Annotated in this window: 15 protein-coding genes; 8 read left to right on the forward strand and 7 right to left on the reverse strand. The window is 64.4% G+C overall.

Going from position 1 to position 24,280, the window contains the following annotated elements; all coding sequences use genetic code 11:
- Positions 1-26 precede the first annotated feature (26 nt).
- Together ACGGKE_RS15255 and ACGGKE_RS15260 are read right to left on the reverse strand one after the other, a co-directional pair.
- Positions 27-422, reverse strand: a complete 396-nt coding sequence (locus ACGGKE_RS15255; RefSeq protein ID WP_394442658.1) for a cupin domain-containing protein — start codon at positions 420-422, stop codon at positions 27-29.
- Positions 419-1,801 (reverse strand): polysaccharide lyase family 1 protein, encoded by a 1,383-nt coding sequence (locus tag ACGGKE_RS15260; RefSeq protein ID WP_394442662.1) that lies wholly within the window; start codon positions 1,799-1,801, stop codon positions 419-421. Before ACGGKE_RS15260 ends, ACGGKE_RS15255 begins: the two co-directional genes overlap by 4 nt.
- Before the next feature lie 102 nt (positions 1,802-1,903).
- Between ACGGKE_RS15260 and ACGGKE_RS15265 the strand changes: the two genes are divergently transcribed.
- The 3 genes from ACGGKE_RS15265 (at position 1,904) to ACGGKE_RS15275 (ending at position 7,649) form a co-directional block, all read left to right on the forward strand.
- The gene (locus ACGGKE_RS15265; protein WP_394442665.1) at positions 1,904-2,896 is read left to right on the forward strand and encodes an alpha/beta hydrolase; all 993 of its coding nucleotides are present in this window, start codon (positions 1,904-1,906) and stop codon (positions 2,894-2,896) included.
- Between the two features lie 279 nt (positions 2,897-3,175).
- Complete coding sequence (locus ACGGKE_RS15270; RefSeq protein ID WP_394442668.1) at positions 3,176-5,989, forward strand: TonB-dependent receptor; 2,814 nt, start codon at positions 3,176-3,178, stop codon at positions 5,987-5,989.
- Between the two features lie 61 nt (positions 5,990-6,050).
- A complete protein-coding gene (locus tag ACGGKE_RS15275) occupies positions 6,051-7,649 on the forward strand; it encodes a family 43 glycosylhydrolase (RefSeq protein ID WP_394442670.1) in 1,599 nt (532 codons plus the stop codon).
- 286 nt (positions 7,650-7,935) lie between these two features.
- Here ACGGKE_RS15275 and ACGGKE_RS15280 read toward each other — a convergent pair whose 3' ends face one another.
- The 3 genes from ACGGKE_RS15280 to ACGGKE_RS15290 all read right to left on the reverse strand — a co-directional run bounded on the left by ACGGKE_RS15280 (position 7,936) and on the right by ACGGKE_RS15290 (position 17,189).
- Positions 7,936-10,938 (reverse strand): glycosyl hydrolase family 28-related protein, encoded by a 3,003-nt coding sequence (locus ACGGKE_RS15280; RefSeq protein WP_394442673.1) that lies wholly within the window; start codon positions 10,936-10,938, stop codon positions 7,936-7,938.
- A 110-nt stretch (positions 10,939-11,048) separates the two neighbouring features.
- Complete coding sequence (locus tag ACGGKE_RS15285) at positions 11,049-13,967, reverse strand: TonB-dependent receptor domain-containing protein (RefSeq protein WP_394443106.1); 2,919 nt, start codon at positions 13,965-13,967, stop codon at positions 11,049-11,051.
- A gap of 192 nt (positions 13,968-14,159) precedes the next feature.
- A complete protein-coding gene (locus ACGGKE_RS15290) occupies positions 14,160-17,189 on the reverse strand; it encodes a glycosyl hydrolase family 28-related protein (RefSeq protein WP_394442676.1) in 3,030 nt (1,009 codons plus the stop codon).
- 170 nt (positions 17,190-17,359) lie between these two features.
- Here ACGGKE_RS15290 and ACGGKE_RS15295 point away from each other — a divergent pair, with 170 nt between their 5' ends.
- Entirely contained in the window at positions 17,360-17,890 is a 531-nt protein-coding gene (locus ACGGKE_RS15295; protein WP_394442679.1) for a gluconokinase, read from the forward strand.
- Positions 17,891-17,898: 8 nt separating this feature from the next.
- Here the strand turns inward: ACGGKE_RS15295 and ACGGKE_RS15300 are convergent, their stop codons facing one another.
- Both ACGGKE_RS15300 and ACGGKE_RS15305 read right to left on the reverse strand, forming a co-directional pair.
- On the reverse strand, positions 17,899-18,576 hold the full coding sequence (locus ACGGKE_RS15300) for a FadR/GntR family transcriptional regulator (protein ID WP_394442682.1): 678 nt from the start codon (positions 18,574-18,576) through the stop codon (positions 17,899-17,901).
- Between the two features lie 42 nt (positions 18,577-18,618).
- Positions 18,619-19,965 (reverse strand): gluconate:H+ symporter, encoded by a 1,347-nt coding sequence (locus tag ACGGKE_RS15305; protein WP_394442685.1) that lies wholly within the window; start codon positions 19,963-19,965, stop codon positions 18,619-18,621.
- 277 nt (positions 19,966-20,242) lie between these two features.
- Between ACGGKE_RS15305 and ACGGKE_RS15310 the strand changes: the two genes are divergently transcribed.
- From ACGGKE_RS15310 to ACGGKE_RS15325, 4 genes are all read left to right on the forward strand, one after another.
- Entirely contained in the window at positions 20,243-20,548 is a 306-nt protein-coding gene (locus tag ACGGKE_RS15310) for a response regulator transcription factor (RefSeq protein ID WP_394442687.1), read from the forward strand.
- A gap of 60 nt (positions 20,549-20,608) precedes the next feature.
- The gene (locus ACGGKE_RS15315) at positions 20,609-21,706 is read left to right on the forward strand and encodes a Gfo/Idh/MocA family protein (RefSeq protein WP_394442690.1); all 1,098 of its coding nucleotides are present in this window, start codon (positions 20,609-20,611) and stop codon (positions 21,704-21,706) included.
- Complete coding sequence (locus ACGGKE_RS15320; protein WP_394442692.1) at positions 21,703-22,722, forward strand: SMP-30/gluconolactonase/LRE family protein; 1,020 nt, start codon at positions 21,703-21,705, stop codon at positions 22,720-22,722. The genes ACGGKE_RS15315 and ACGGKE_RS15320 overlap by 4 nt, the downstream gene beginning before the upstream one ends.
- Before the next feature lie 558 nt (positions 22,723-23,280).
- Positions 23,281-24,069, forward strand: a complete 789-nt coding sequence (locus tag ACGGKE_RS15325; RefSeq protein WP_394442695.1) for a methyltransferase domain-containing protein — start codon at positions 23,281-23,283, stop codon at positions 24,067-24,069.
- Positions 24,070-24,280: the final 211 nt, after the last annotated feature.

The raw sequence follows: 24,280 nt of genomic DNA on the forward strand, positions 1-24,280 counted from the left end.
GGCAGCGCCGCGCGCTCACGCCGCCGTCATTTCTCGACAGGATAGGAAATGATGAGCGCCAACGGCTCGCCGCCGGTCTGCCGGATGCCGACCACCGCGCCCTCGTAAAGATAGGCGGCCATGCCCGGCTCCAGCATGCGGCTTTTCCCGTCCGACGTGACTTCGCCCCGACCGGACAGGACATAATAGACCTCGTCATGCGCGATGGGGTGCAGACCGATCGCCGCGCCGACATGAAGGATGCGCTTGCGGAACTCCATCCGCCGGGGCTGCGGCACCGCATCGCTGATGCGATAGGCGGTGCTCATGCCAATCGCGCCATGGGGCGGCGGCTCGTCCCGCATCACATCCTTTTCGTCGACCACCGCCATCGGCGCCGCGGCGGTGGCGGCGGCCGCGAGCAGCAAGGCGATCGGCGTCATGGCCTTTCTCCCTGTCGCATCATCTTGTCACGGTCCGACAAGTGCTCAGCAATCTCTCCCTTTTGGCCCGGATAGCGCCCGGATCGGGGTTCCATCGTGTCGAGGTCCCAATCGGCCTCCACGAAGGCGGCGCGTGTTTCGGCCATTTTGGGATAGCCGCCCACTTCCCTTTCATCATCGATGATCTCGCCGCGCCCCTCCGCAACGAAGAAGAGAACGCGCAGATCGTCCGCATCCCTGTCCCAGGGACGCGCGCCGGCACGCGCGAGAACATGGGTTTCGACATCGCGGGCAGGCAGGACCTGCGTGCCCGGCCACCAGACAGGTGGCGCAGCCAGTTCGTTCAGCCTAGCGCGCGTTTCGCCATAACGGCCGAACATCGGCAGCGGCTTTCCGAACTTGTCGACCGCGATATTGTCCTTGCCATAATAATCGAGATCGCCGTCGCCGCCGAGCGTCAGGAAGGGCAGGGCAGTCGCGGTCGATACCCCACCGCGCAGGACATTGCCGACCGCCGAAATCTTCCCGGTCTGGTAGGGATGATCCCCCCATTCCAGCGCCATCAGATTATAATGGACCGCGCGCTCGCCAGGGTCATAGAGGATGTTGTTGACCAGCTGCACCTGCGCGCCTCCCTTGACCAACGGATTGCGCTCTACATTATGGGCGTAAAGATTGCGGTAGATGAGGATCTGGCTGGCATTGTCATGGATCAGCGTCCCCTTGCTATGCTCGCCCTTGGGATGGCTGGCGTCGGCCAGCCCTTCGGCCGCGATATTGTAGGAGAAGGTGATGGCGTGGCTGGTATTCTCCCGCCACTGGTCGGGCGTCGTCCCTTCGAAGCGCGGGCCGGACGCGGACATATTCTCGTCGATCGCCCAGGTGAAGCTGCAATGGTCGATGACCACATGATGCGCCGCGACCGTGGAAAGCGCGTCGGCTTCCCATCCGCTCATCCTCGGCTGCCCGTCGACGCCGGTGCGCACGCGGATATGGCGCATCACCACGTCATGCGTGGCGATGTCGATCCCGGTCTTGATGAGGGTGATGCCTGGCGACGGGGCGGTCTGCCCGGCGATCGTGACATAGGGTTCCGTGATCTTCAGCGTCTGCCGGCCCATGTCGATGAGGCCGCCCACTTCGAAGACGATGATGCGCCGCCCTTTGGCTTCCAGGGCGGCCTTGAAGCTGCCAGGGCCGTCCGGCGCCAGGGTGGTGACGCGAATGATGCGACCGCCGCGCCCGCCTGGAGTGGTGGCGGCCCAGCCGACGGCGCCGGGAAAGGCGGGTTGTGCTCCAGGTGCCGGGGCCGCTGCCGGAGCGGCGGCGACGGGAAGGGCGAGGGTCGTCAGGATCAGGGGGATGAGGGCGCGAGCCATGCTTTCAATTCTCCTCTCGCCCCGTTCTTGACATCGACGTGGCGGGGTTGCAACTTTTTCTGACACCGGTGTCCGGCTGGCGCCAATGGAGAGGAAGAGCCTATGGGCGAGTGTGATCGTCGCACGATGATGCTGGGCGCCAGCGCCATGCTGAGCGTGGCGGCGCAGGCGCAGGGTAGCGCCAGATCGGCGACGCCCACGGGCACCCAGCCGGATGCCCTGATCGACCTTTGGCCGGACGGACCGCCGGGTGCGCCCATGTCACTGCCGTCGGAACTGGTGGAGGAGCGCAGCACCGATCCTGCGGCGCCAGATCGCGCGTTGCTGCACATTGCTCGGCCGCGCCTGGCGCTGTTCCGCGCGCCCCGTCCCAATGGCGCGGCCATGTTGGTGATGCCGGGCGGCGGCTATAATTATGTCGTCATCGACAAGGAGGGTTTTGAGATCGGACCTTGGCTGGCGGCGCGAGGCGTCTCGGCCTTCATTCTCTTTTACCGCTTGCCACAGGAGGGCTGGGCGGCCGGTCCCGATGTCGCGCTGTCCGACGCGCAGCGCGCGATGCGCCTGATCCGCCATCGTGCGGAGGAATTGTCTTTGGATGCGGACCGAGTCGGGGCGATGGGCTTCTCCGCGGGCGGCCATGTTTGCGCCGATCTGGCTACGCGCTTCGGCGCAAGGACCTATGCGCCGGTCGATGCGACGGACGGGTTGTCCGCACGACCCAAGATCGCGGCGCCGATCTACCCGGTCATATCGATGCGTCGGCCGGAGGCGCATGAAGGATCGCGCCGTAACCTGATCGGCGAAACAGCCAGTCCGGCGATGGAACGTCGCCATTCTCCGCACGAAAATGTGACGCCCGACAGCCCGCCCTGCTTTATCGTCCAGGCCGAGGATGATCCAGCGGTGCCGATCGCCAACAGCCTGCTGCTGCGCGACGCGTGGCGCGCGAGGGGCCTGCCGGTGGAAAGCCACTTCTTTGCGGAGGGCGGCCACGGATTTGGACTCCGCCGCGCCGCCGGCAAGCCGGCTGCGATCTGGCCGGAGCTTTTCCACAATTGGGCCGCGGCGCAGGGTCTGTTCGCGCGAGCCTGATCAGGTGGCGGCAAAAATACCCTGAAATTACAAGCATATGACCGAATATAGGTCGTTATCTTTTGCTTCTGCATCTCAGCCATATTGACAGGATTTTTTCACGAGCGCATTTATGACACCGGTGTCCAACGCGGGACAGATCGGCTTCAGCCGACAGCGCGCAGTGGGGGAGGGGATGGACCTTTAGCCCCCGGGATCAGGACGGCCTCTATGAAGAGGTGGTCGGTAAAAGAGAAAGGGAGCGGAAAGGTGCAGATTCAGCGGGTTCAAACGAAGAGCATGGCGACGGCCTGGCTCGCAAGCGCGTCCATCGCCGCATTGGCGCTGGCCACCCCGGCGTCGGCGCAGGATCAGGGTGAGACTGTCGCGCCGCAAAGCGCCGCGCAGGACCAGGTTGCCGACATCGTCGTCACCGGTTTTCGTCAGTCGCTGGGCGCCGCCATCAACCTCAAGCGCCAGTCGGTCGGATCGGTCGACGCGATCGTGGCCGAGGATATCGCCAAATTCCCTGACCAGAATCTCGCCGAATCGCTGCAACGTATCCCCGGCATCTCGATCCAGCGCGACGGCGGCGAAGGGCGGGCGATCACGGTTCGCGGCCTCGGCGCGCAATTCACCCGGGTTCGCGTGAACGGGCTGGAGACGGTCGCGACCTCCACCGATGGCGCCAGTTCCAATCGCGACCGCGCCTTCGACTTCAATGTGTTCGCGTCCGAACTGTTCAGCTCGCTGGTGGTCCACAAGACCGCTGAGGCCTCGCTCGACGAAGGGTCGCTCGGCGCGGTCGTGGACCTCAACACCGGTAATCCGCTGGCGGGCAAGGATGGCTTCACCTTCGTAGGCTCTGCCACCGGCTCCTATAATGACCTCAGCAAGAAATGGGGTCCGCGCCTGGCCGGCCTGCTGTCGTGGAAGTCACCAGACGGGCGATGGGGCGCTTCGCTCTCCGCTGCCTATTCCAAGCTCGACACGCTCCAGATGGGCAACAACACCGTGCGCTGGGCACAGGCGCGCTTCGACAGCGTCGATGGCACGCCCTGCTTCACGCGGCCGAATAGTGGCGGCTCCTATTTGCCGAGCGCTGCCTGCGACGAAGCGGCGCTGGCCTTTCACCCGCGCATTCCCCGTTATGGCGAAATCGCGCAGGAACGCGAACGCCTGGGTATCACCGGGTCGATCCAGTGGGCGCCGAGTGACGCGACCAAGGTGTCGATCGACGGGTTGTTCTCGCGCTTCCGCGAGACGCGCGAGGAAAAATGGGCCGAAGTGCTGCTGCGGTCGAACGAGCGCTCGATCGACGTGGCGGACCCGGTCTATGACAGCAACAACAATATGGTCTCGGCGACGCTGAACGACGCATGGGTGCGGACCGAACATTATCTGCGCAAGTCGCAGACCAAATTCTATCAGCTGGGCGCGACCTGGGACCAGGATGTGAGCGACAGTTTCCGCTTCACTCTGCTGGGCGGCTTTTCCAAGTCGGACGCCTCGATCCCGGTCGAAACCACGCTGGTGTTCGATGATCGCGATGCCCAGGGCTATAGCTTCGACTACAGCAATTCGCGCCGCCCGGTGCTGAGCTTTGGCACCAGCGTCACCGATCCGGCCAATTTCCAGCTTGCCGAGATCCGCGACCGCCCATCCTCGACGGTCAACAAGTTCCGCACGGCGCAGCTGCGCACCGAATGGGATGTGACCGACGGCTTCACCGTCAAGGCCGGCGCGGTCTATCGCCGCTTCTCCTTCGATACCGAAAGCTTCACGCGCGATACGGTGGTGTGCGGCAATGGCGGGTTGGATCGCGTGCTTGGCACGATTACCTGCTCCCCCAGTTCCGCGTTCGGTCCGGGCGCAATCTATGGTTTGCCTGTCACCGCCGACCTGGCTGAACTCTACAAACTGCGCGGGGCCGACGCGCCCGCCGGCACCACGACCCAATGGTTGGTGCCGAACCTTGCCGCTGGGACGGATTATACCAACCTGTACGAACGACCATTGGCCATTGACGCGGGCAATACCCGCGGCGTGGTGGAGAAGACCACGGGTGGCTATATTCAGTTCGACGCCAAGGGCGACATTTTCGGGCTGGAATATGCGGCCAATGCCGGCATTCGCTACGTGAAGACCGACCAGAGCTCGACCGGCCTCAACAATGGCCAGCTGGTCAGCGTATCGCGGTCCTATGAAGACTGGTTGCCGGCAATGAACATCGCCCTGTTCCCGCATCGCGATGTCATCATCCGCGCTTCGGTGGCCGATGTGATGACCCGGCCGAGCCTCGGCAATTTGACGCCGGGCGGTTCTGTCGACGGGTTCAATTATCGCATCAGCTTTGGCAACCCTCAGCTCGACCCCTTCCGGGCGACTGCCTACGACCTGGCGGTCGAATGGTATTTCGCGCCGCAGTCGGTCTTCTCTGTCGCGGCGTTCAAGAAGGATGTGCAGAGCTTCCCGATCAGCCAGACGGTGACGGGCACCTTCGCGTCGACCGGCCTGCCGCTGTCGGTTATCCCGCCCAGTTCGCCCGCCGCGATCCAGCCTGAACGGGCCGAAGGATGGGCGATCAACACGATCGTCAATGGCACCGGCGCGAGCCTGAAAGGCGTCGAGATAGCGGTGCAGGGGCCCTTCAGCTTCCTGCCCGGGTTCCTGTCCCGTTTCGGCGGCATTCTCAACGCGACCTTCGTCGACTCCGACGCGGATTATACGGTCTCAGGTCCGGCGGTGGTGCCCGGCGGCGGGACCGTGGCGGCGGTGCGCAACGCCACATTGTTCGGACTGTCCAAACGGGCCTTCAACGGCACGCTCTACTATGAGGACGCCAAATTCTCGGCGCGTGTTTCTGCCAGCTATCGCAGCAAATATATCGACCAGAACAGCGGCACCGGCAACATCTTCGAGGGCTATAACAGCACGGTCAATGTGGACGCCTCGGTGCGCTACAAGCTGACTGACTGGATCGAACTGTCGCTGGAGGGCATCAACCTGACCGACGACTATCGCGATCGCTACACCGATCTCGACGCCAATCGCAATTATGAGCAGCTGCATTTCGGGCGCACCATTCAGCTGGGCGCGCGGTTCAAGCTGTGACACCTGGCCCGGGCCGCGTCTGCACGCGCGGTCCGGGCCATTTTGCCGCAAGGAAGCAGCCATGACGATCAGCCGCCGCGACGCCCTGACCGGAGCCCTGGCGGGGAGCGCGGTCGCTTTGGGCCCGGGATCGGCCTTCGCCGCCCCCTTGGCCGAGCGCGCCACGGCGCCGGAATGGAAAAGAGGATTCGACAATCAACGGATCGCCGACCTGGGCGACGGGCGCTTCCTCAATCCGCTGATTGCCGGCGATCGGCCCGATCCCGCCATCCTGAAGGACGGCGCGGATTATTACATGACCTTTTCGACCTTCGATTCCTATCCCGGCCTGACCATCTGGCACAGTCGCGACCTCATCAACTGGCAGCCGCGCGGAGCGGCGCTGCGCCAGAATATCGGCTCTGTCTGGGCGGTCAGTCTGGAAAAGCATGCGGGGCGCTATTTCCTCTACATTCCGGTGAAGGCGCAGCCCAACAGCATCTTCGTCATTCATGCCGACACGATCGACGGGCCATGGAGCGACCCCATAGACCTCAAGCTGCACGACCATATCGATCCCTGCCACGCGGTCGGGGAAGATGGCAGTCGATGGCTGTTCCTGTCGGGCGGCGACCGCATCCGGCTGGCGGAGGACGGCTTGTCGACCGTGGGGCCGGTCGAGCATGTCTATGACCCCTGGCGCTACCCCGATGATTGGGACGTCGAAGGCTTCTCGCCCGAAGGGCCGAAAATCCATCGCCATGGCGACTGGTTCTACATGCTGACGGCCGTGGGCGGGACGGCGGGGCCGCCGACCGGGCATATGGTCATCGCCGCGCGTTCCAAATCCATCCATGGCCCGTGGGAGCAGCATCCGGCCAATCCGCTGGTGCGCACGACCAGCCTGGACGAGCGCTGGTGGTCGCGCGGCCATGCCAGCCTGGTGGAGGCGCCGGACAAAAGCTGGTGGGCGGTCTATCATGGCTATGAGAATGGCCTGTGGACGCTGGGGCGGCAGACGCTGCTCGATCCGGTTGAATGGACCAGCGACGGCTGGTTCCGCATGACCGGGGGCGACCTGTCGCAACCGCTGCCCAAACCGAAGGGTGGGCAGGCGCTGCCCCATGGCATGGCGCTGTCCGACGATTTTTCGACATTGCGTCTGGGGGCGAAATGGAATTTCTTCCGCCCCGCGCCGGACGAAGCAAGCCGGGCGCGGGTGGAGGATGGCGCGCTGCTGCTCCAGGGGCGTGGGACGGCGCCGGTGGACTCGTCGCCGCTGCTGCTGATAGCGGGCGACCCGTCCTACATGTTCGAGTGCGATATCGAGATCGCGCCGGGGGGCACGGCGGGTCTGCTGCTCTTTTACGACGACAAGCTCTATTGCGGGCTGGGGTTCGATGAGGCGCGGTTCGTCACGCATCAATATGGGCTGGAGCGCGGACGCCCGGCCAATCCGCATGGTCGCCGCATGCGGATGCGGGTGGTCAACCGGCACCATATCGTGTCCTACCATCTGAGCGGCGACGGCGGCCGCAGTTGGAGCCGCTTCGACCGCGGGATGGAAGTGTCGGGGTACCATCATAATGTGCGCGGCGGCTTTCTGATGCTGCGTCCGGGGCTCTACGCCGCAGGTCCGGGAAAGGCGCGTTTCCGCGACTTTCGGTTTCGCGCGCTATAAGAACTGATGCGTAAAGCGGACAGCGAAAGCGACAAGTGCGCGGCATGATTGCCCATTTGTGTATTTTACATAATCCTTATTATCGAACATTCATGTCCAGTCTCGGGAGCATGGCCGTCGACCGGGTGAGCGCCTTCGTGAGGGTGACACCCCTCCGTCACGCGCTGCGCGCGCGACACCTCCCCTGCCAGGGGAGGATTTTTTAAGATGCAGAACTGCGACCGGCGCCGCGTAGCGATGGTGGAGCGTCTCCGGGTGCTCGTCCTCTGACCGATCCCATGTGCCGCTATTGCGGCCGTGTGGCGTAGAGGGCGTGGTGGGTGAGGATGTAGAGCGTCTTGCCGTCCTTGCCGCCGAAGACGAGTTGCAGCGGGCGTTCGGGCACGTCAATCCGGCCGATTTCCTGCCCGTCGGGGGCGTAGACGAAGATCTGGCCGTTGGCGACATAGACGCGGCCCTGTGCGTCGGTGGCGACCCCTTCCCCGCCGCGATTGGCGAAGGGCTTGAGGTCGGTGAGCGTGCCGCCGGCGCCCACGACGCCGCTATAGGTGCGGTTTTCCGAGCCGTTGGTGACGAATAGTCGAGCACCCGGCCGCGCCTGCACAAAGCCATAGCTGTCGAGCGAGTCGGAGAAGCGCCGGCCGCGATGGTCGTTCGGCCCCTGGGCGAAGACGCGCCAGGCCGGCAGGACGACGGACCCGTCCGGCGACACATATTCCAGCGCCTTGGGCTTGGCCATGTCGCGCGCGAACATCTCCTCCAGCGTCGTGAAGCGATAGCTTTCCGGATCGATCTGGTCCCGAAATTCGCCATTGTTCCACCAGTTGACGGGCATGGTGACGGCGGCATCCTTATCGCGCGCGATCGGCGTTGGGGCGATGACGGTCATCTGCGTGTCGGGCGTGCCGGGCTTGAAGCTGTAGACGGTGCCGTTGCGCCCCTGTGAGGATAGGACCAGCAGATTGCCCGAGCGATCGATCGTCAGATTGACGGGGTCGAGCGCGGCGTCGCGCACGATTTCCAGCCGGCCCGCTTCGGACCAGCGCCAGATGCGCTGAAACTGCCGATCGATGAAATAGAGCCGCCCGTCGGCGTCGATCGCCCCGCCGCCGATGGAATGGAAATCATCGGCGAGTTTTTCGACCGGACCGCCGAAGCGCGCGGGTGTCACCGGATCGGGCGCGGCTTGGACGTCGAGCACGGCGAATTCGCGCTCGCGCACGTCCAGCCCGTGTGTCACGTCGCGGATGGCGTTGGAATAGGGAAATTTGGTGACGCGCAGGAAGGTCGCGCAGCCATTTTCGTCGCAGGTGCCAAGGCCGCTTTCGCCGTTCACATGGACGTTGCGAAAACGAATGTCGCGGACATTGTAGAGGGTGATGGCGGCCGGCGCGGCCTTGCGCGTGCGTGTGACGCGATAGCCATGGAAATTAGCGACCAGGATATTGTCGGAATCGCGGATCTCCAGCGCGGTCGCGTCGCCGCTTTCGCCCCCCTCGCCTTCGGTCTGCGGCGCCAGCAATTCCCAGTTGGAGACGCGGTTGAGCGTGATTTCGCTGCGGACATGATGCTCGACCGACGCCTGGATGATGCGGCCTGGGGTCTGCGTGTCGGAAATCAGGATGCCGGGATGCGCGAAAGTGCTGGGGCTCCAGATATTGGCAAAGGTGCCGCCGCCGCCCTGCGTCACCCAGAGGCTGGCATATTGCCCGTCCCAGCGCCGCGCGGCGTCCGGATCGCCCGTGGCGTTATTGTTGTAGGGGTTGACGCGCGTGCCATCGAACAAGTTGGTGCCGTGCCCGCCCTGGAATTTGACGTCGTTGACCATCGAATTGGCGCCTGCTTTCCAGAGGAGGGCCGTCGCTCTCTGATTGGCGCCATTGCTGTTGATGCCGATGCCCTGGACGATCGCATCGCCGCCCTGCGCGCTTTCGACCACCGCCTTGGGCGCGCCCACGCCCTGAAAGGCGGGCGACGCGTCGGGCAGGACGATCTGCGTCAGGCTGGGGTGAAGGCCCACCAATACGCTGTCGGGCCGCAGCCGCAGCGTGTCGCTGATCCGGTAGAAACCGGCCGGCAGATAGACGGCGCGATGCGTGTCGATCGCCTTTTGCAAGGCGGCGGTGTCGTCCGTCCTGTCGTCGCCCTTCGCGCCCAGAGAGCGGACGCTCACCCAGTCGCTGACCGGCGGCAGGGTGCGGATCGCCAGAGCGGGGGCGGCCGGCAAGGCGCCGATGGGCGCGGCCTGCATGTCGGTCCGGTAGGTCCCCATGCGGCCCGTGCCGGGCAGCGTCAACCCATAGGTGAAGCTGTCCACCTTATAGGCTGCGCCCTTGCCGGCGACGGTGCGGCCGCTTTCCCGGAAGCGCGCGAAGACGGGCATGTTGGCCGCCACGACATTCTGGAAGCCGACCTGGGTATAGACATTCTCCTCGTTGGAGATGACGACGCCGGCTTTCGCTATATTTTCAAAGCGCATGTCCTGGCCCCACAGCCAGTCGCCATAGCCTTCGTCGATCTCGATCCCGATGGGCGTGTCGCGGATCGACACATTGACCATGGTGAGCCCGGCTTCATGTTCGCGAATGGCTGCGTCGCGCTGCCCCTCGAAACTGGAATCGACCAGGGCGAAGGGCCAGGCGGGGGAGGTTTTTTCCGCCAATATGCCGTAGCGGCCGCCGTGGAAATGCAGGTCCTCGGCCTCGTTCGCGACATGATAGAGCCCGGCCAGGCCCGACCCGATGTGGAAGTCGGCATGGGAGACATAGCTGTGCTGGGCCGAATGGAAACGGATGGCGGTGGCGGCCGGATTGCCGTCCAGAATGCGGAAATCGACATTGGTCAGCGCGGAATAGAAGGTGCCGGGATTGGCGTCGGCGATGTCCTTGTTGAAGGGGACGCTGCCGGCGGGCGGAAAGGCGGCGGTCGGCGTGCCCTTGTCGGTCTGGCGCTGGCTGCCGGTGAACATCAGCATATGCGCGACGCCGCGCTGGAAACCGGGCGTGTTGGCGCCGAGCAGGATCACCGGCCGCTGCGCGCCGATGCCGAACAGGCGCACCCCCGGCCACAGGAACAGCGTGCGGCTGATGCGGTAGGTTCCGGCGGGCAGGAAGACGATGCCGCCGCCGGCCGCCGCGGCCTGATCGATCGCCTGCTGGATTGCGGCGCTGTCATCGGCGCGGCCGTCGCCCACGCCCTTCACCGTCACGGCGCGGGGCTCGTCGGGGGCGGTCACATAGACGGATGGCGACGCCAGCGCCGGCTGCGCGCCCGCCAGGCACAACAGCATCGATGCGCAGGCTCCACTCAATCCGTATTTCATCATGCTCTCCACTGGGAAAAATATGTCCCGGCCGTGCAGGACCGGGACAAGGTGGGTGGGGGACGGGTAAGGGGATATCAGAAGTTGAAGCGGACGCCGGCGCGATAGATGCGGCCCAGCGTATCGTAGAGCGCCGGATTGATGTCGAGCCCGGTATTGGTCTGGGGAGAGGCGACCGGATCCTTGTCGAACAGATTGTCGACCTTCCCGTAAATGGAGACCTGGTCCGTGATCTTGTAGCTTGCGCCGACATCCATGTAGAAGGCGCCCTTCATCTTGTTGAAATTGATCGTCGGATGATTGGTGGTCGATGCCGGGCAATTGGTCTGGCACACGACATATTGGTTGCCGAAGGTGCCGTCGCTGAACCAGCGTTCCTGCACCGTCAGGGTGAAGCGGCCGCTGTCATAGGTCTGGGTCGCCAGCCATTTCCAATCGGGCGTGTTGCCATTGTTGGCGCCGGCCTGATCGACCGGGTCTACCCCGGCGATACCCGCTTCGACGACGAACTTGCGGATATGGGTGCCCAGAGCGCGCAACGTCAGACTGCCGGGCAGGCCAAGCGGCTGCTGCCAATGATAGCTTGCCTCGATGTCGAAGCCGCTGGTCTTCCATGACGCCAGGTTGAACGGCTGGACATTGACATAGTTGAGCTGCTGGTTGGCATTGTCGAGGCTGAAGCCGCCGCAGAAGGCCTGGTTGCCCTCGAAGCAGAATTGCACGATCTGCTGCGCTGACAGGCTAGACACGACGCCGCTCAGCTTGATGTCATAATAGTCGAAGGAGAGGCTCAGCCCCGGCGCCCAGGATGGCCGCGCCAGCACGATGCCGACTTCCGTGTTGCGCGCGATTTCGGGTTTGAGGTCGGGGTTGCCGATGGTGTTCTGAAAAATCTGCACCGCCTGACCCTGGAAGGGATCATTGAAATTGGGAACGCTGGTGACGGTCGGCGCGGCGAACAGTTCCGACAGATTGGGCGCGCGGACGTCGCGCGACGTGACGGCGCGCAGGCGGACGCCGTCGATCGGTGTGTCCCAGGTGCCGCCCACCTTCCACGCCCAGACCGTGCCGGACGTGCTGTAATGCGTGCCGCGGCCGGCGGCGTTCAGGTTGGCGCGCCCTGCGCCCTGGCTGTCGAAGAGCGGCAGGTTGATTTCCAGAAAGCCTTCATAAACCTCATATTTGCCGCGGCCATTCTTGTAGTTGCCGGCCGCCCAATTGCTGCCAAGACTGGAATTGAGCAGCGGATCGGCGGGATAATTCTCGTCATTGGGGCTGAGGTCGGACACGCCCGCGCCATAGGGATCGGCGTTCACGCGGTAGAATTCGCGGCGATATTCGCCGCCGAACGCCACCGCGAGCGGCCCCGCCCACAGTTCGACCGGCTCGCCCGAGAAGTTGGCGCTGACCACGTCCTGCGTCAGCTTGGTATGCTGGAACGGGCCATTTTCATGCGGCGCGACATAGGCGAGCGCGGACAGTGATGGCGCGAAATTGCCGAAAATGTTCATCGGGGCGCAGCCATTGGCGCGCGCCACCGGGTCGCGGCACACGATGGCGCCATCGACGGTGATCGCGTCGGCGGCAGCGACATAGCGGTTCTGCAACACGATGTCGCGCACGCGGATGTCGGAAATGGTGATGCCATGCTCATAATAGGCGTCATAGTTCCAGTCCGTGCCGCCCAGGCCGAACTGCCCCTTCAGCCCGCCAACGAAGCGATATTGCTTGCGGTCGGTATAGACCTGCGGGTCGGGCAATTGCGCGTTGGCGGACCCGAAATTGAAGCTGGTGATGCCGGCGGCGGCGCATCGGTCGCGGATCGACTGCGGCAGGAAGGCATTGTCGCACTGGACGGTCAGGTTCGCGCGGCCATAGCCGGGGCTGGGCTGGTTGTTGGTCTTCACCTGCGCGATGTTGACGGTGACATAGGCTTCATTGTTGTCGGCAAAGTCATAGCCGATCCGGGTATAGCCGTTGATGCGCTCCAGCGAGGATTTGAGCGAGGCGCCCGACCCTGGCGCGCCGGACAGGTCGCCGCCCTGGCAGAAGCTGTTGCCCGCGAAGCAATTGCTGACCCGGCCATTGCCGAGCGGCTGGCCGTTCGAGCCGTATTGGAACTGATAGGGCGCGCCATTGGCGTCGAAGGCGATGCCCTGGAGCGGGCCGTTGTTGATCAGGCCATAGCGCGCATATTGGTAGGGCTGGGCATAGTCGCCATAGACATATTGTGGCAGCCCGTTGTTGGTCTGGCCGGTGTTGAACAACGTCGTGGCGCGATACCAGTCGCGGCTGCCGGCGAGGTCGGTGCCGAAATCGCCGGCGTCGACGCCGCCTTCATGGTCATATTCGCCGCTGACGACGAAATGCAGCCGCCCGTCCAGCGCCGACGTGCCATAGGCCGCCTGGACCAGCGCGGTTTCATCATCGCCATATTTGGTGATGCTGCCCAATATATTGCCCTTGAACCCCTCGAATCGGGTGTCGGTGATGAAATTGACCACGCCCCCCACGGCATCCGACCCGTAGGAGGCGGAGGCGCCGCCAGTCACCACGTCGACGCGCTTCACCAGCAATTGCGGGAACATCGAAATGTCGGGAACGCCCGTCACGTTCGCGCCGACGACGCGCTGCCCGTCGAGCAATGTCAGCGTGCGGATGGTGCCAAGGCCGCGCAGCGAGAAGGAGCTGAGGCCCTGCTGGCCGCTCGACGTGCTGAACGTGCCGGTCGCGGCGCCCGTCGATCCCTGCAGCGAGGGCAGCTGCGCGATGGTGTTGAACACATTGGGCTGCGCATTGTTGGCGATCTGTTCCTCGCCGATGACCGTGGTGGGGGTCGGCGCATTGAAGCCGCTGGTGGTGATGCGCGAACCCGTGACGACGATGTCGGCGGCGCTGGGCGGCGGGGTGTCGGCCGCATCCTGCGGCAGGGCGACGTCCTGCGCGGGCGCGGCGGCCGGGGCAGTTTGGGCCTGGGCCATGCCGGCCAGCGCCATGGTCGCAAGGGCGGTCAGGCTGGCGCTAGCGCATTGCCGCGTGATGAATGTCCTCACCTTCTTCGATCCTTCCCTGTATCAGCCGCCCAGCGGGCCGGCCCGCCTGTTGCGGCGATGGTTCCTGTTCCTATCGCGAAGCGGGTCGCGCGGCACTTACGACATAGGTCGTAGACGCTGCAGAACCGCGGATTTTCATGGCTTTGCGGCGTAGAGCGCACGATGGGTGAGGATGAAGAGCGTCCGCTTGTCCGGGCCGCCGAACAGGATCTGGAGCGGCCGTTCGGGCACGTCGATCCGGCCGGTCTGGACGCCGTCCGGGCCATAGACGAATATCTGTCCGTTGGCGACGAACACCCGCCCCTGCCCGTCCACCGCGACGCTTTCGCCGCCGCGATTGGCAAAGGGCTTGAGGTTGGTCAGCGCGCCGCCCGCGCCCACCGTTCCACTGTAGGTGATATTTTCCGACGCGTTGGTGACGAACAGCCGCTCGCCCGGCTTGCCGCTGACGAAGCCATGGGCGTTGAGGCTGTCGGACCAGCGCCAGCCGCTATGATCGATCGGCCCCTGCTGCCACACGCGGAAGGCCGGCAGCGCCAGGCTGCCATCGGGGGAGACATATTCCCGCGCCTTGGGCGTGCCGACGTCGCGCGCGAACATCTCTGACAGGGTGGTGAATTCATAGCTTTCATGATCGAGCTGGTCGCGAAATTCGCCATTATTCCACCAGTTGACCGGCAGCAGCGTGCGCTTGCCCGACGCCTGCCGCACCGGCGTCGGCTGGATCAGCGTCATCTGGTCGAGCGGCCCTTCGGGATCGATCGAGTAGACGCCAGCCTTGGGCCCGAGCGAGGACAGGACGAGCAGATGCCCCGATGCGTCGACCGCCAGATTGACGGGATCGAGCGCATGGTCGCGGATGATTTCCAACCCCCGTCCCTCGCTCCAGCGATGAATGCGCTGGAACCGCCGGTCGATGAAATAGAGCGCGCCTTTGGCGTCGACCGCCGCGCCTGAGATAGACCAGAATCCGTCCTCCAGCTTTTCCACCGGCGCCATGCTGGCCGTCGGCGGCGCGATCGTCCGGTCAGGCGCGCCGATGTCGAGCTTGGCGAATTCCCGTTCCCGCACCAGCAGCTTGCGCGTCACATCCTCGATCGCATTGTCGAACGGATATTTGCTGGCGCGCAGGAACGTGCCGCAGCCTTCGTCGTCGCAGGTCGCATAGCCGCTTTCGGCGTTCACATGGACGTTGCGAAAGCGGATGTCGCTGGAATTATAGAGCTTCACCGCGCTCTTTTCCGGCGCATAGGTGCGGGTGACGCGATAGCCATGATAGTTGGCGAAGAGCAGGTTCTTCGAGTTGCGGATGTCGAGCGAGATGGCATCGGGCCCATCGCCCACCTCCTGCTCAGTCTGGGGCGCGAGGAATTCCCAGTTCTGCACATTGTCGAGCACGAATTCGTTGCGGGCATGATGTTCGACCGACATTTCGTAAACATGGCCCGGCGTGCTGGTGTCGCTGATATAGAAGCCGGCCTGGGCAAAGCTGTTGGGGCTCCAGACGTCGGCGAAGGTGCCGCCGCCTCCGTCCGTCACCCAGATGCTGGGATATTGCGCGTCGAGCCGATGGTCGGTCACCGGATCGCCGGTATGAACCATCAGCGAGCCCAGCATCTTGCCATCCGCGGTCGGCGTGCCGCCGCCGCCCATGATCTTCACGTCCTCCACCAGGCTCTGCTCGCCCGATCGCCACAGCAGGGCCGACGCACGCGGGTTGACCCGTCCGGTAAAGAGGCCGAGGCCCGAGAGGATCGTGTCGCTGCCCTTGCGGCTTTCAAGGATCGGCAGCACCGGGCCGAGGCCGGCATGGCGCGGATTTTCGTCCGGAATATAGAGTTGGGTGATGGCGGGATGCAGGCCGATAAGCACGCTGTCGGGCCGCAGCACCAGCCTGTCCGTGACCTTGTAGAAGCCGGTCGGGAAATAGAGGATGGGATGGGCGTCGATCGCCTTCTGGATGGCGGAGGTATCGTCCGCCTTGCCATCGCCGACGACGCCCAGCGTGCGGACATTCACCCATTGCGCCATCGCCGGCAGGTCACGGATCGCGGGGGTGCGCGGCGCCGGCATGGCGGGCAGCGCCTCCATATCGGCCTGGGTGCCATATTCGCCCATATGGCCCAGGTCCGGCACCATGAGGCCATAGGAGAAGGAGGAAACCTTGTAGGCCGGCCCCTTGCCCGCGATCGTGCGGCCGCTGTCGCGGAATCGCGCGAACACCGGGCTGTTCTGCGCCAGCGCATTTTCGAAACCGATCTGCGTGAAGGCATTATTCTCGTTGGAGATGATGACCCCGGCGCGGCTGACATTCTCGAACCGGACATCCTTGCCCCACAGCGAGTCGCCATAGCCGCGATCCACCTCTATGCCGACGGGCGTGTTGCGGATGGCGACATTGACCATCGTCAGGTCGACCTCATGCTCGCGAATGGCGGCGTCGCGCTGCCCGTCGAAGGTCGAATCGATGAGCGTGAACTGCCAGGCGGGCGAGGTCTTTTCCGTGACGATGCCATAGCGGCCGCCCTGGAAATGGACATTCTCGATGATGTTGCCGGCCTGGTAGACGCCGGCGAAGCCATCCCCCAGCCGGAACTCCATATGGCTGAGGAAGGCATGTTGCGCCATGCGGAAGCGCACGCCCGCCGCGGCCGGATTGCCGGCGCCAATCTCTATGTCGATGTTGCTCATCGCCGAATAGAAGGTGCCCGAATTGGCGTCGCGCACCACCTTGTCGCGCGGCACGATGGTCGGCACGGGCACCGGCACGTCGCCGACGCGATACTGGTCGCCGCCGCCAAAGACGATCATCGTCGATACGCCCTGCTGGAAACCCGGCGTGTTCGCGCCCAGCAGGATGACCGGACGCGTCGGCCCGACGCCATAGACGCGCACGCCGGGGGGCACGATGAGGGTGCGGCTGATGCGATAGGTGCCCGACGGCAGGAAGACCATGCCATGGCCCGTCTTGTCGCGCGCGCGGTCGAGCGCCTGCTGGATCGCGTCGCTGTCGTCGGTGCGGCCGTCGCCCCGCCCGGCGACCGTGACGGCGCTCGGTTCCTCCGGCGGCTTGGGAAAGACGGACGCGCTCGCCGCCCACGCCTCGTTCCCGCTCGCCAGTGCCGTCGCCGCCAGCAGCGCCGCCATGATGCTGCGTCCGATCATCACCGCCTCTCCCCATGATTGTTGCATCCTGCCCCATGGCTAAAGGAGCGCGCAGGTTAGGGCACTTGCGACAAAGGTCGTAGTTTTCATGCCTTGCCCCGCGCCCCTATAGGATGGCCGTCAGGCGATGCCTTGTGCAGGGGACGCCGCATCGATCGCGAGGATCTGCTTTGCCGCCTTCACCCGCCCCCGTCCCCGCCGCTCCGTTGGCCATCGTCGTCATGGGGGTGAGCGGCTGCGGCAAATCAACGCTTGGCGCGCTGCTGGGCGAGGCGCTGGATGCGCCGTTCCTGGAAGGGGACGCCTTTCATTCCCCGCAGGCCGTCGAGAAGATGCGCGCAGGGCAGCCGCTCACCGACGCCGATCGCTGGCCCTGGCTCGATCGGCTGGGGCAGGCAGCGGCCGATGCGGTCTTGGCGCACGGCACCGCCGTGGTCGCCTGTTCCGCGCTGCGGCGCGCCTATCGGGCGCGGTTGCGCGCGGCCATCCCCGCGCCGGTGCGCTTCATCCTGCTGGAGCATAGTCGCGAGGAACTGCTCGCTCGCCTCGCGGCGCGACCGCACCATTATATGCCCGCCAGCCTGCTCGACAGTCAGCTCGCGACGCTGGAGCGGCCGACGCCCGACGAAGGCGCGATGATCATTGATACGGACGCGGCCCCGACCGCCCTGCGCGACGCGGCGCTGGACTGGCTGCGCTGAACCCGCGTTCAGGGCATCAGTCGCCGGCGGCCTTCCCATAAATGCCAGCGCATCGCCAGCGCCGCGCCGTCCGGATCCTGGGCTCGGATGGCGGCGACGATCACTTCATGTTCGCGCAGCATGGTTTCGACCACTTCGGGCGGGCGGGACCGCGAAATATCGACGCCTGCGCGCATGATCTTCTCGACATCGGGCCATAGCGCGTCGAACGCCTGCAGGAAGGCGGGATTGCCGGTCGCTGCCGCGATGCGCCGGTGCAATTCCATATCCTCGGCATGGGCCGGTTCGCTGGAGAGCAAGGCTTCGCGCAGCAGCGCCATGCCTTCCTCCACATGCGCCATTTCCTGCGCTGTGCGCCGCGTCGCCGCCAGTCGCGCGGCCTCCGCCTCCAGCACGAAGCGCACTTCATAGCTGCCGAGCGTCGTCGGCAATTCGCTCATCGGCATGAATGCAGCGAGCCGCTCGGACGGGCGGCTCTTGACGAAGGAGCCGGCGCCGCGGCGCGCTTCGGTGATGCCGTCCGACGCCAACCGCACCAGCGCCTCACGCACGATGGCGCGCGACACGCCAAAGGTCTCGGCCAGCCGCGCTTCGGATGGCAGGCGCGCGCCGACCTCCAGATCATCCGACTTGATGATCTCGACGATGCCGGCATAGGCCTGATCGGACAGTCGGACCTGGTTCATGTCTGCGTTGCGCCCGCCACGAGGGTCATCGGGCCTGCTCCCTTAGAATATGCTGCTGGCGAGCATTACCAGCAGCAGGCCCACCACCGCCACCACCGTTTCCATGATCGACCAGGTCTTGAAGGTGCCGGGCATGTCGGTGCCGAGATAGCTTTTCACCAGCCAAAAGCCGGGATCGTTGACATGGCTGAAGAAGAGCGAGCCCGCGCCGATCGCCAGCACCATCCATTCCGGCTCCACACCCGAGGCGGTCACCAGGCCCTGCATGACGCCCGCCGTGGTGATCGTCGCCACCGTCGCCGATCCTGTCGCGAGGCGAATGCAGACCGACACGCCCCAGGCCAGCAGCAGGGGCGAGATCGCGCCGCCATCGGCGATCCGCACCAGAAGGTCGGACAGGCCGGCGGTTACCAGCACCTGCTTGAGCGCGCCGCCGGCGCCGATGGCAAGGATGATGCCGCCCGCCGGCGTCATCGCCTCGGTCCAGATCGCGCCCTGGATGCGGCTGTCGGTGATGCGCCGGCCGAACAGCAGCGGCAACGCGACCAGCGTGGCGACCAGCAGGGCGACGACCGGATCGCTGACCCAGGTCAGCCAGGCGAAATGGACGGCGACCGGCGGCGGCATCAGCGCGACCGCCTGGCCAGCGGCGATCAGCAAGACCGGCAGCAGGACGGCGCTCAAGGCGCGCCCGACCGAAGGGGTGGGCACGTCGGCCCGCACCGGGTCGAGCAAGGGCGGGCTGAGCGTGACGCCGGGCGCGGTGAAGCGCGCCAGCAGTGGACCGGCGATGATCGCGGTGGGGATGCCGACGATCAGCCCGTAGAGCAAGGTGAGGCCGAGATTGGCGCCCAGCGCGTTGACGGCGAGCAGCGGACCGGGATGCGGCGGCACCAGCGCATGAACGACCGACAGGCCCGAAAGCGCTGGCAGCATCAGCCGCAGCTTGGCGGTGTCGCCATTCTGCCCCGCGGGCAGCGCCGCCGCCGCCGAAGCGACGTTCGGCAGCAGCAGGACCAGCCCGGTTTCGAAAAAGAGCGGCAGGCCGATGATGATCGCGGTGAACAGGCTGGCCCAGGGCGCGCCGCGAGCGCCCGAGAGGCGCAGGGCCGACCGGGCGAGGCCGCCCGCGCCGTCGGACAGTTGCAGCATGGCGCCAAGGCCCAGGCCCAGCGCGACGACGAGGCCAGTGCCGCCCAGGATGGCGCCCGCCCCCTTTTCGACCGCCTTGGCCGTTTCCTCCATCGGCAGCCCCGCGAGCAGGCCGACGGTGAAGGCGCCGCACAACAGGCCGACAAAGGGATGGAGCCGGCCCTTGATGATGAGGGCGATGGAAAGGGCAATGCCGATGATCGCGGCCGCGATCAGTCGATAGTCGGCCGGAGTCACAAGTGCGCTCCCGCAGGGCCGGTGCTCATGCCAGACAAACCTATTGATAGCGCCATCCTCTCCCCCTTTTCCGTACTGCGGACCTCACCGGATATGCGCGGTTGGCCTTTAAACCTGTTGGACAGGTTATCGCGGCATTTGCGCAATATCCAGCCAAAACCTGCAATGACTGAAATATTTCGCTTGAACCTGTCTGACTGATTCTCATAAGGTAACGCTAACGAGTCCCGACAGAAGACCATCTGTCCTGGTCGGGTCCGGAACAAGGAGAGGAAAGATGCACGTCGCCTCGAATCCGCATGCCATTCGCGATCAGGAAGAAGGGCGCAGCGCGCCTGCCGCGATCGCCCCGGCCCGCCTGACCCCTACGCAGATCAAGGTCATGCGCTGTGTCCATTCGGGCCTGCTCAACAAGCAGATCGCCTATGAGCTTGGCATGGCCGAGGCGACAGTAAAGGTCCATATGACCGCCCTCATGCGCAAGCTCAACGTGCGCAACCGCACCCAGGTGGCGATCATCGCCAGCACATTAGGCTGGCTGCCCGAACCGTCCGGCCGACCGATGGCGCGCGCGGCCGACTGACCATCGGATCGACGGACCTGCATGGGCGTTCAGGCCGGTAGCGGCTTTGGGAGGATGACGATGACGGACGAGACACGACGCACGATATTGAAGGGCGCAGGCCTGGCGGTGGCGGGCCTTGGCGCATCGAGGGCCGGGGCCGCGCAGCGGACGATCGGCTATGCGATCGTGGGCCTTGGCTCCTATGCCACGCGGCAGATCATGCCGAATTTCAGAGGGTGCGACCATGCGCGGCTCGTCGCGCTGGTCAGCGGCACGCCCGAAAAGCTGCAACGCTACGGCGAGCAATATGGCGTGCCCGCGACCCATCGCTACAGCTACGCCGATTATGACCGGATCCGCGACAATCCGGATATTGATGTGGTCTATGTCGTGCTGCCCAACAGCATGCATGCCGAATATAGCATCCGCGCCGCGCAGGCGGGCAAGCATGTGATGTGCGAAAAGCCGATGGCGATCTCCGTCGCGGAATGCCAGGCGATGATCGACGCCAGCCGCAAGGCGGGCAAGCTGCTGATGATCGGCTATCGATCGCGCTTCGAACCCTATAACCGTCTGGCTATTGATCTTGCCCGGCGCGGCCATGTCGGCCCCACGCGGATCATCACGGCCGAACATGGCTTCCCGATCCAGCCCAATCAGTGGCGGCTCGACCGGCCCTTGTCGGGCGGCGGATCGCTGATGGACATCGGCATCTACAGCCTCAACGCCGCGCGCTATTTGAGCGGCGAGGAACCGGTCGCGGTGAGCGCGATCGAAGCGACCGACCGCGCCGACCCCCGCTTCCGCACCGTGGAGGATCGCATCAGCTTCCTGCTGCGCTTTCCATCGGGCATCGAGGCGACCTGCGTGTCGAGCTATAGTTCGGCGCATAATGGCTACCGGGTCGTCGGCACGCAGGGGTGGATCGATATGGAGCCGGCCACGCCCTATAGCGGCCATGTCATGCGCATCCGCAAGGATGGCGCGGAAGCGCCCCGCACCCTGCCCGAACCGCCCAAGAACCAGTTCGCCGGACAGCTGGATCATCTGGCCGAGTGCATCCTCCATGGCACGCGCCCGATCGTGCCGGGCGAGGAGGGACTGGCCGACCTGCGCGTGATGGAGGCGATCTATCGATCGGCCGCGGAGCGGCGCACGATCGACCTTGGCGCATGATCGAACGTCGCGCCTTCGTCGCCGGTCTGGCCGCGCTGCCGCTGGTGGATAGCGCACTGGGCGCCGTCCCCGCCATGGCGCCGCGAGTCGAGCGGATCGACCCCGCGCTCGACCGCATCATTCCTCCCGACGCCAGGGTGGAGATATTGGCGACCGGCTATCGCTGGGCCGAGGGACCCGCCTGGGTGCCGCAGGGCGCGTATCTGCTGTTCGGCGATCCGCCGTCCAACATCGTCTATCGCTGGCAACGGGGACAGGGCGCGACCCCCTTTCTGTCGCCGTCCGGATTGCAGACGCCGGTGCCGCGGGCGATCCGTGAACCCGGCCTCAACGGCATCGCGATCATGGCCGACGGCACGTTGGTGGGCGCCGACAGCGGAACGCGGGCGATCGTGAAAGTGGATCTGCGCACGCAGCAGCGCACGGTCCTCGCCGACCGCTATGACGGCAAGCGATTCAACAGCCCCAATGATCTGTGCATCGCGCCATCGGGCGCGATCTACTTCACCGATCCGCCTTATGGGTTGGCGCAGGCTGATGAGTCGCCGCTGCGCGAATTGGATTTTTGCGGCCTCTATCGGCTCGATCCCGACGGCAAGGTGACATTGCTGGATCGCAGCCACAAAAGGCCCAATGGGGTGGCGGTATCGCCCGATGGGCAAACGCTCTATTTGGCATTGTCGGACGAAACGCGCCCCCAACTGCTGGCCTATCCGCTCGATGCCCAGGGAATGCCGGGCGAGCCTCGTCTCTTCCTGAACATGCGCGCCGGACATGCTGCGGGCGAGCCCGGCCTGCCGGACGGAATCGACGTTGCGCCGAACGGCCATGTCTTTGCGACCGGGCCGGGCGGGGTGCATGTCTGCACGGCGGATGGCGCGGTGCTGGGTGTCGTGCGCACCGGCAAGGCGATCGCCAACTGCTGTATCGGGGAAGGCGGCCGCACGCTTTTCCTTACCTCTTCGGATATGTTGGCGGCAGTTCCCCTGGTGATTGCCGCAAACCGGAAGGCCTAAGCCTCGTTGTCCGCAAGGCACGAGCTGCGATCAAGCCGCACTTGCGGGCTAATGGACTGGGCTAAAAAGAGTTTGCGATCGTAAAGTGGGACCCCAAAATGCGCGACGAGCTGCGCCTCACCCCGGCGGATGGGGCAGGCAGGCATCGCCAGCTCGCAGCGGTCATATGAAATATCTGGCCTCAGAAAATCACCGCTGGGCCTTGTCTTACACCGAATGAACGTCTTGTTTTTGAACAACTACGATGAACGGAAACCCATCCTCGCAAAAAGGGTGGTGAGATCCTGCGCGCTCTGTCTGAGAGGATGTGAAAACCTGTCGATCGACCATATGGCTCGCTAAATCCCCCTGTATCCAAACTGGATGAGCTTGCAGGCGCTATTCACTTTAGGATAAGTTATGTTGAATACTTGAGGCGTAAAAGTGACTGGAAGCCTCATGTGATGATACCAAGTTCTTGGTAAAAAAAGGATATATCGAACAACAGAACAGCTGATCGAGTCGCACCAGTTCACTATCATGCAATCAATGATCATAGTGCAGAGTGGGAGACACTTGATGACTGCTGATGAGACGACGGAATTCTGGATGGAATTCCCAGTGCATGATCTGGCTGCTCGTTGCGCCATTCTTCATTCTCAACGTCGTGAGATGCAGGGACAGCATGCGGTGATCGAAATCGAAGCCGTGCGCCGGACCTTATCGTCTGTGTGGATCAAAGGCAGTGGGATAGAGGTCGGCGCAGGTTCCCGGCCGTTTTTCCTGCCAGCAGGCGCTACATGCTACTATGGCGACATTCGCGACAAGGCTGCGCTGGATCATTATTTCAATGGCCTTGATGTAGCCGTCAACGGATATATTGACGCCCAGACGATGGCAGGCATCAAGGATGCCTCTCTTGATTTTGTCATCAGTGCGCATGTTATCGAACATCTGTTCAATCCTGTAGGCTCCATTAAAAACGCCATTCGCGTGCTACGAAAGTCCGGCATCTTCCTTTTGGTAGTGCCCGAAAAGTCGAAGACATGGGATCGCGACCGGCCTGTCACGACTATTCAGCACATGATTGCTGACGCTGCTGATGGCGGCGCGACGACCAAGCTTCAGGCCTATCTTGAGCATGTCGAATATGTGCATCCGGTAATGACGGGACAACATATTCCAACCGCCGAAGTCCAGGAGGCGGCGCGACGCATCATGGATGCGCAGATGGACATTCATGTCCACTCCTGGACTCATAGAGAATTCAGGCAATTACTCGATTATTGCGCCGAAAAATTCCGTTTCCGCGTAGTTCATTCGCAAGCTGTTCAAAACGAGAATATCTTCGTTCTGCAAAGATACTGATCGGCGTCGGGACGAGGGGATGGAGTGTGGCTGGAGAGTGCAACCGAGGCTTTGGTCGCTTCACCGTTGAAGGACCGCGTCAACGACAGCGCCCGCATCCGGAACGGGGCTGATGGCGGCGCTTGTCGTTTTCGGCGACGAAGGTCCGTGCCGAGCGAGCGGGGCGAGGCTGCCAAATTTAGCAACGTGGAAGGGCGCGGCGGCGCGATAA

Source organism: Sphingobium naphthae, from assembly GCF_043589935.1.
Classification (GTDB): Bacteria; Pseudomonadota; Alphaproteobacteria; order Sphingomonadales; family Sphingomonadaceae; genus Sphingobium; species Sphingobium naphthae_A.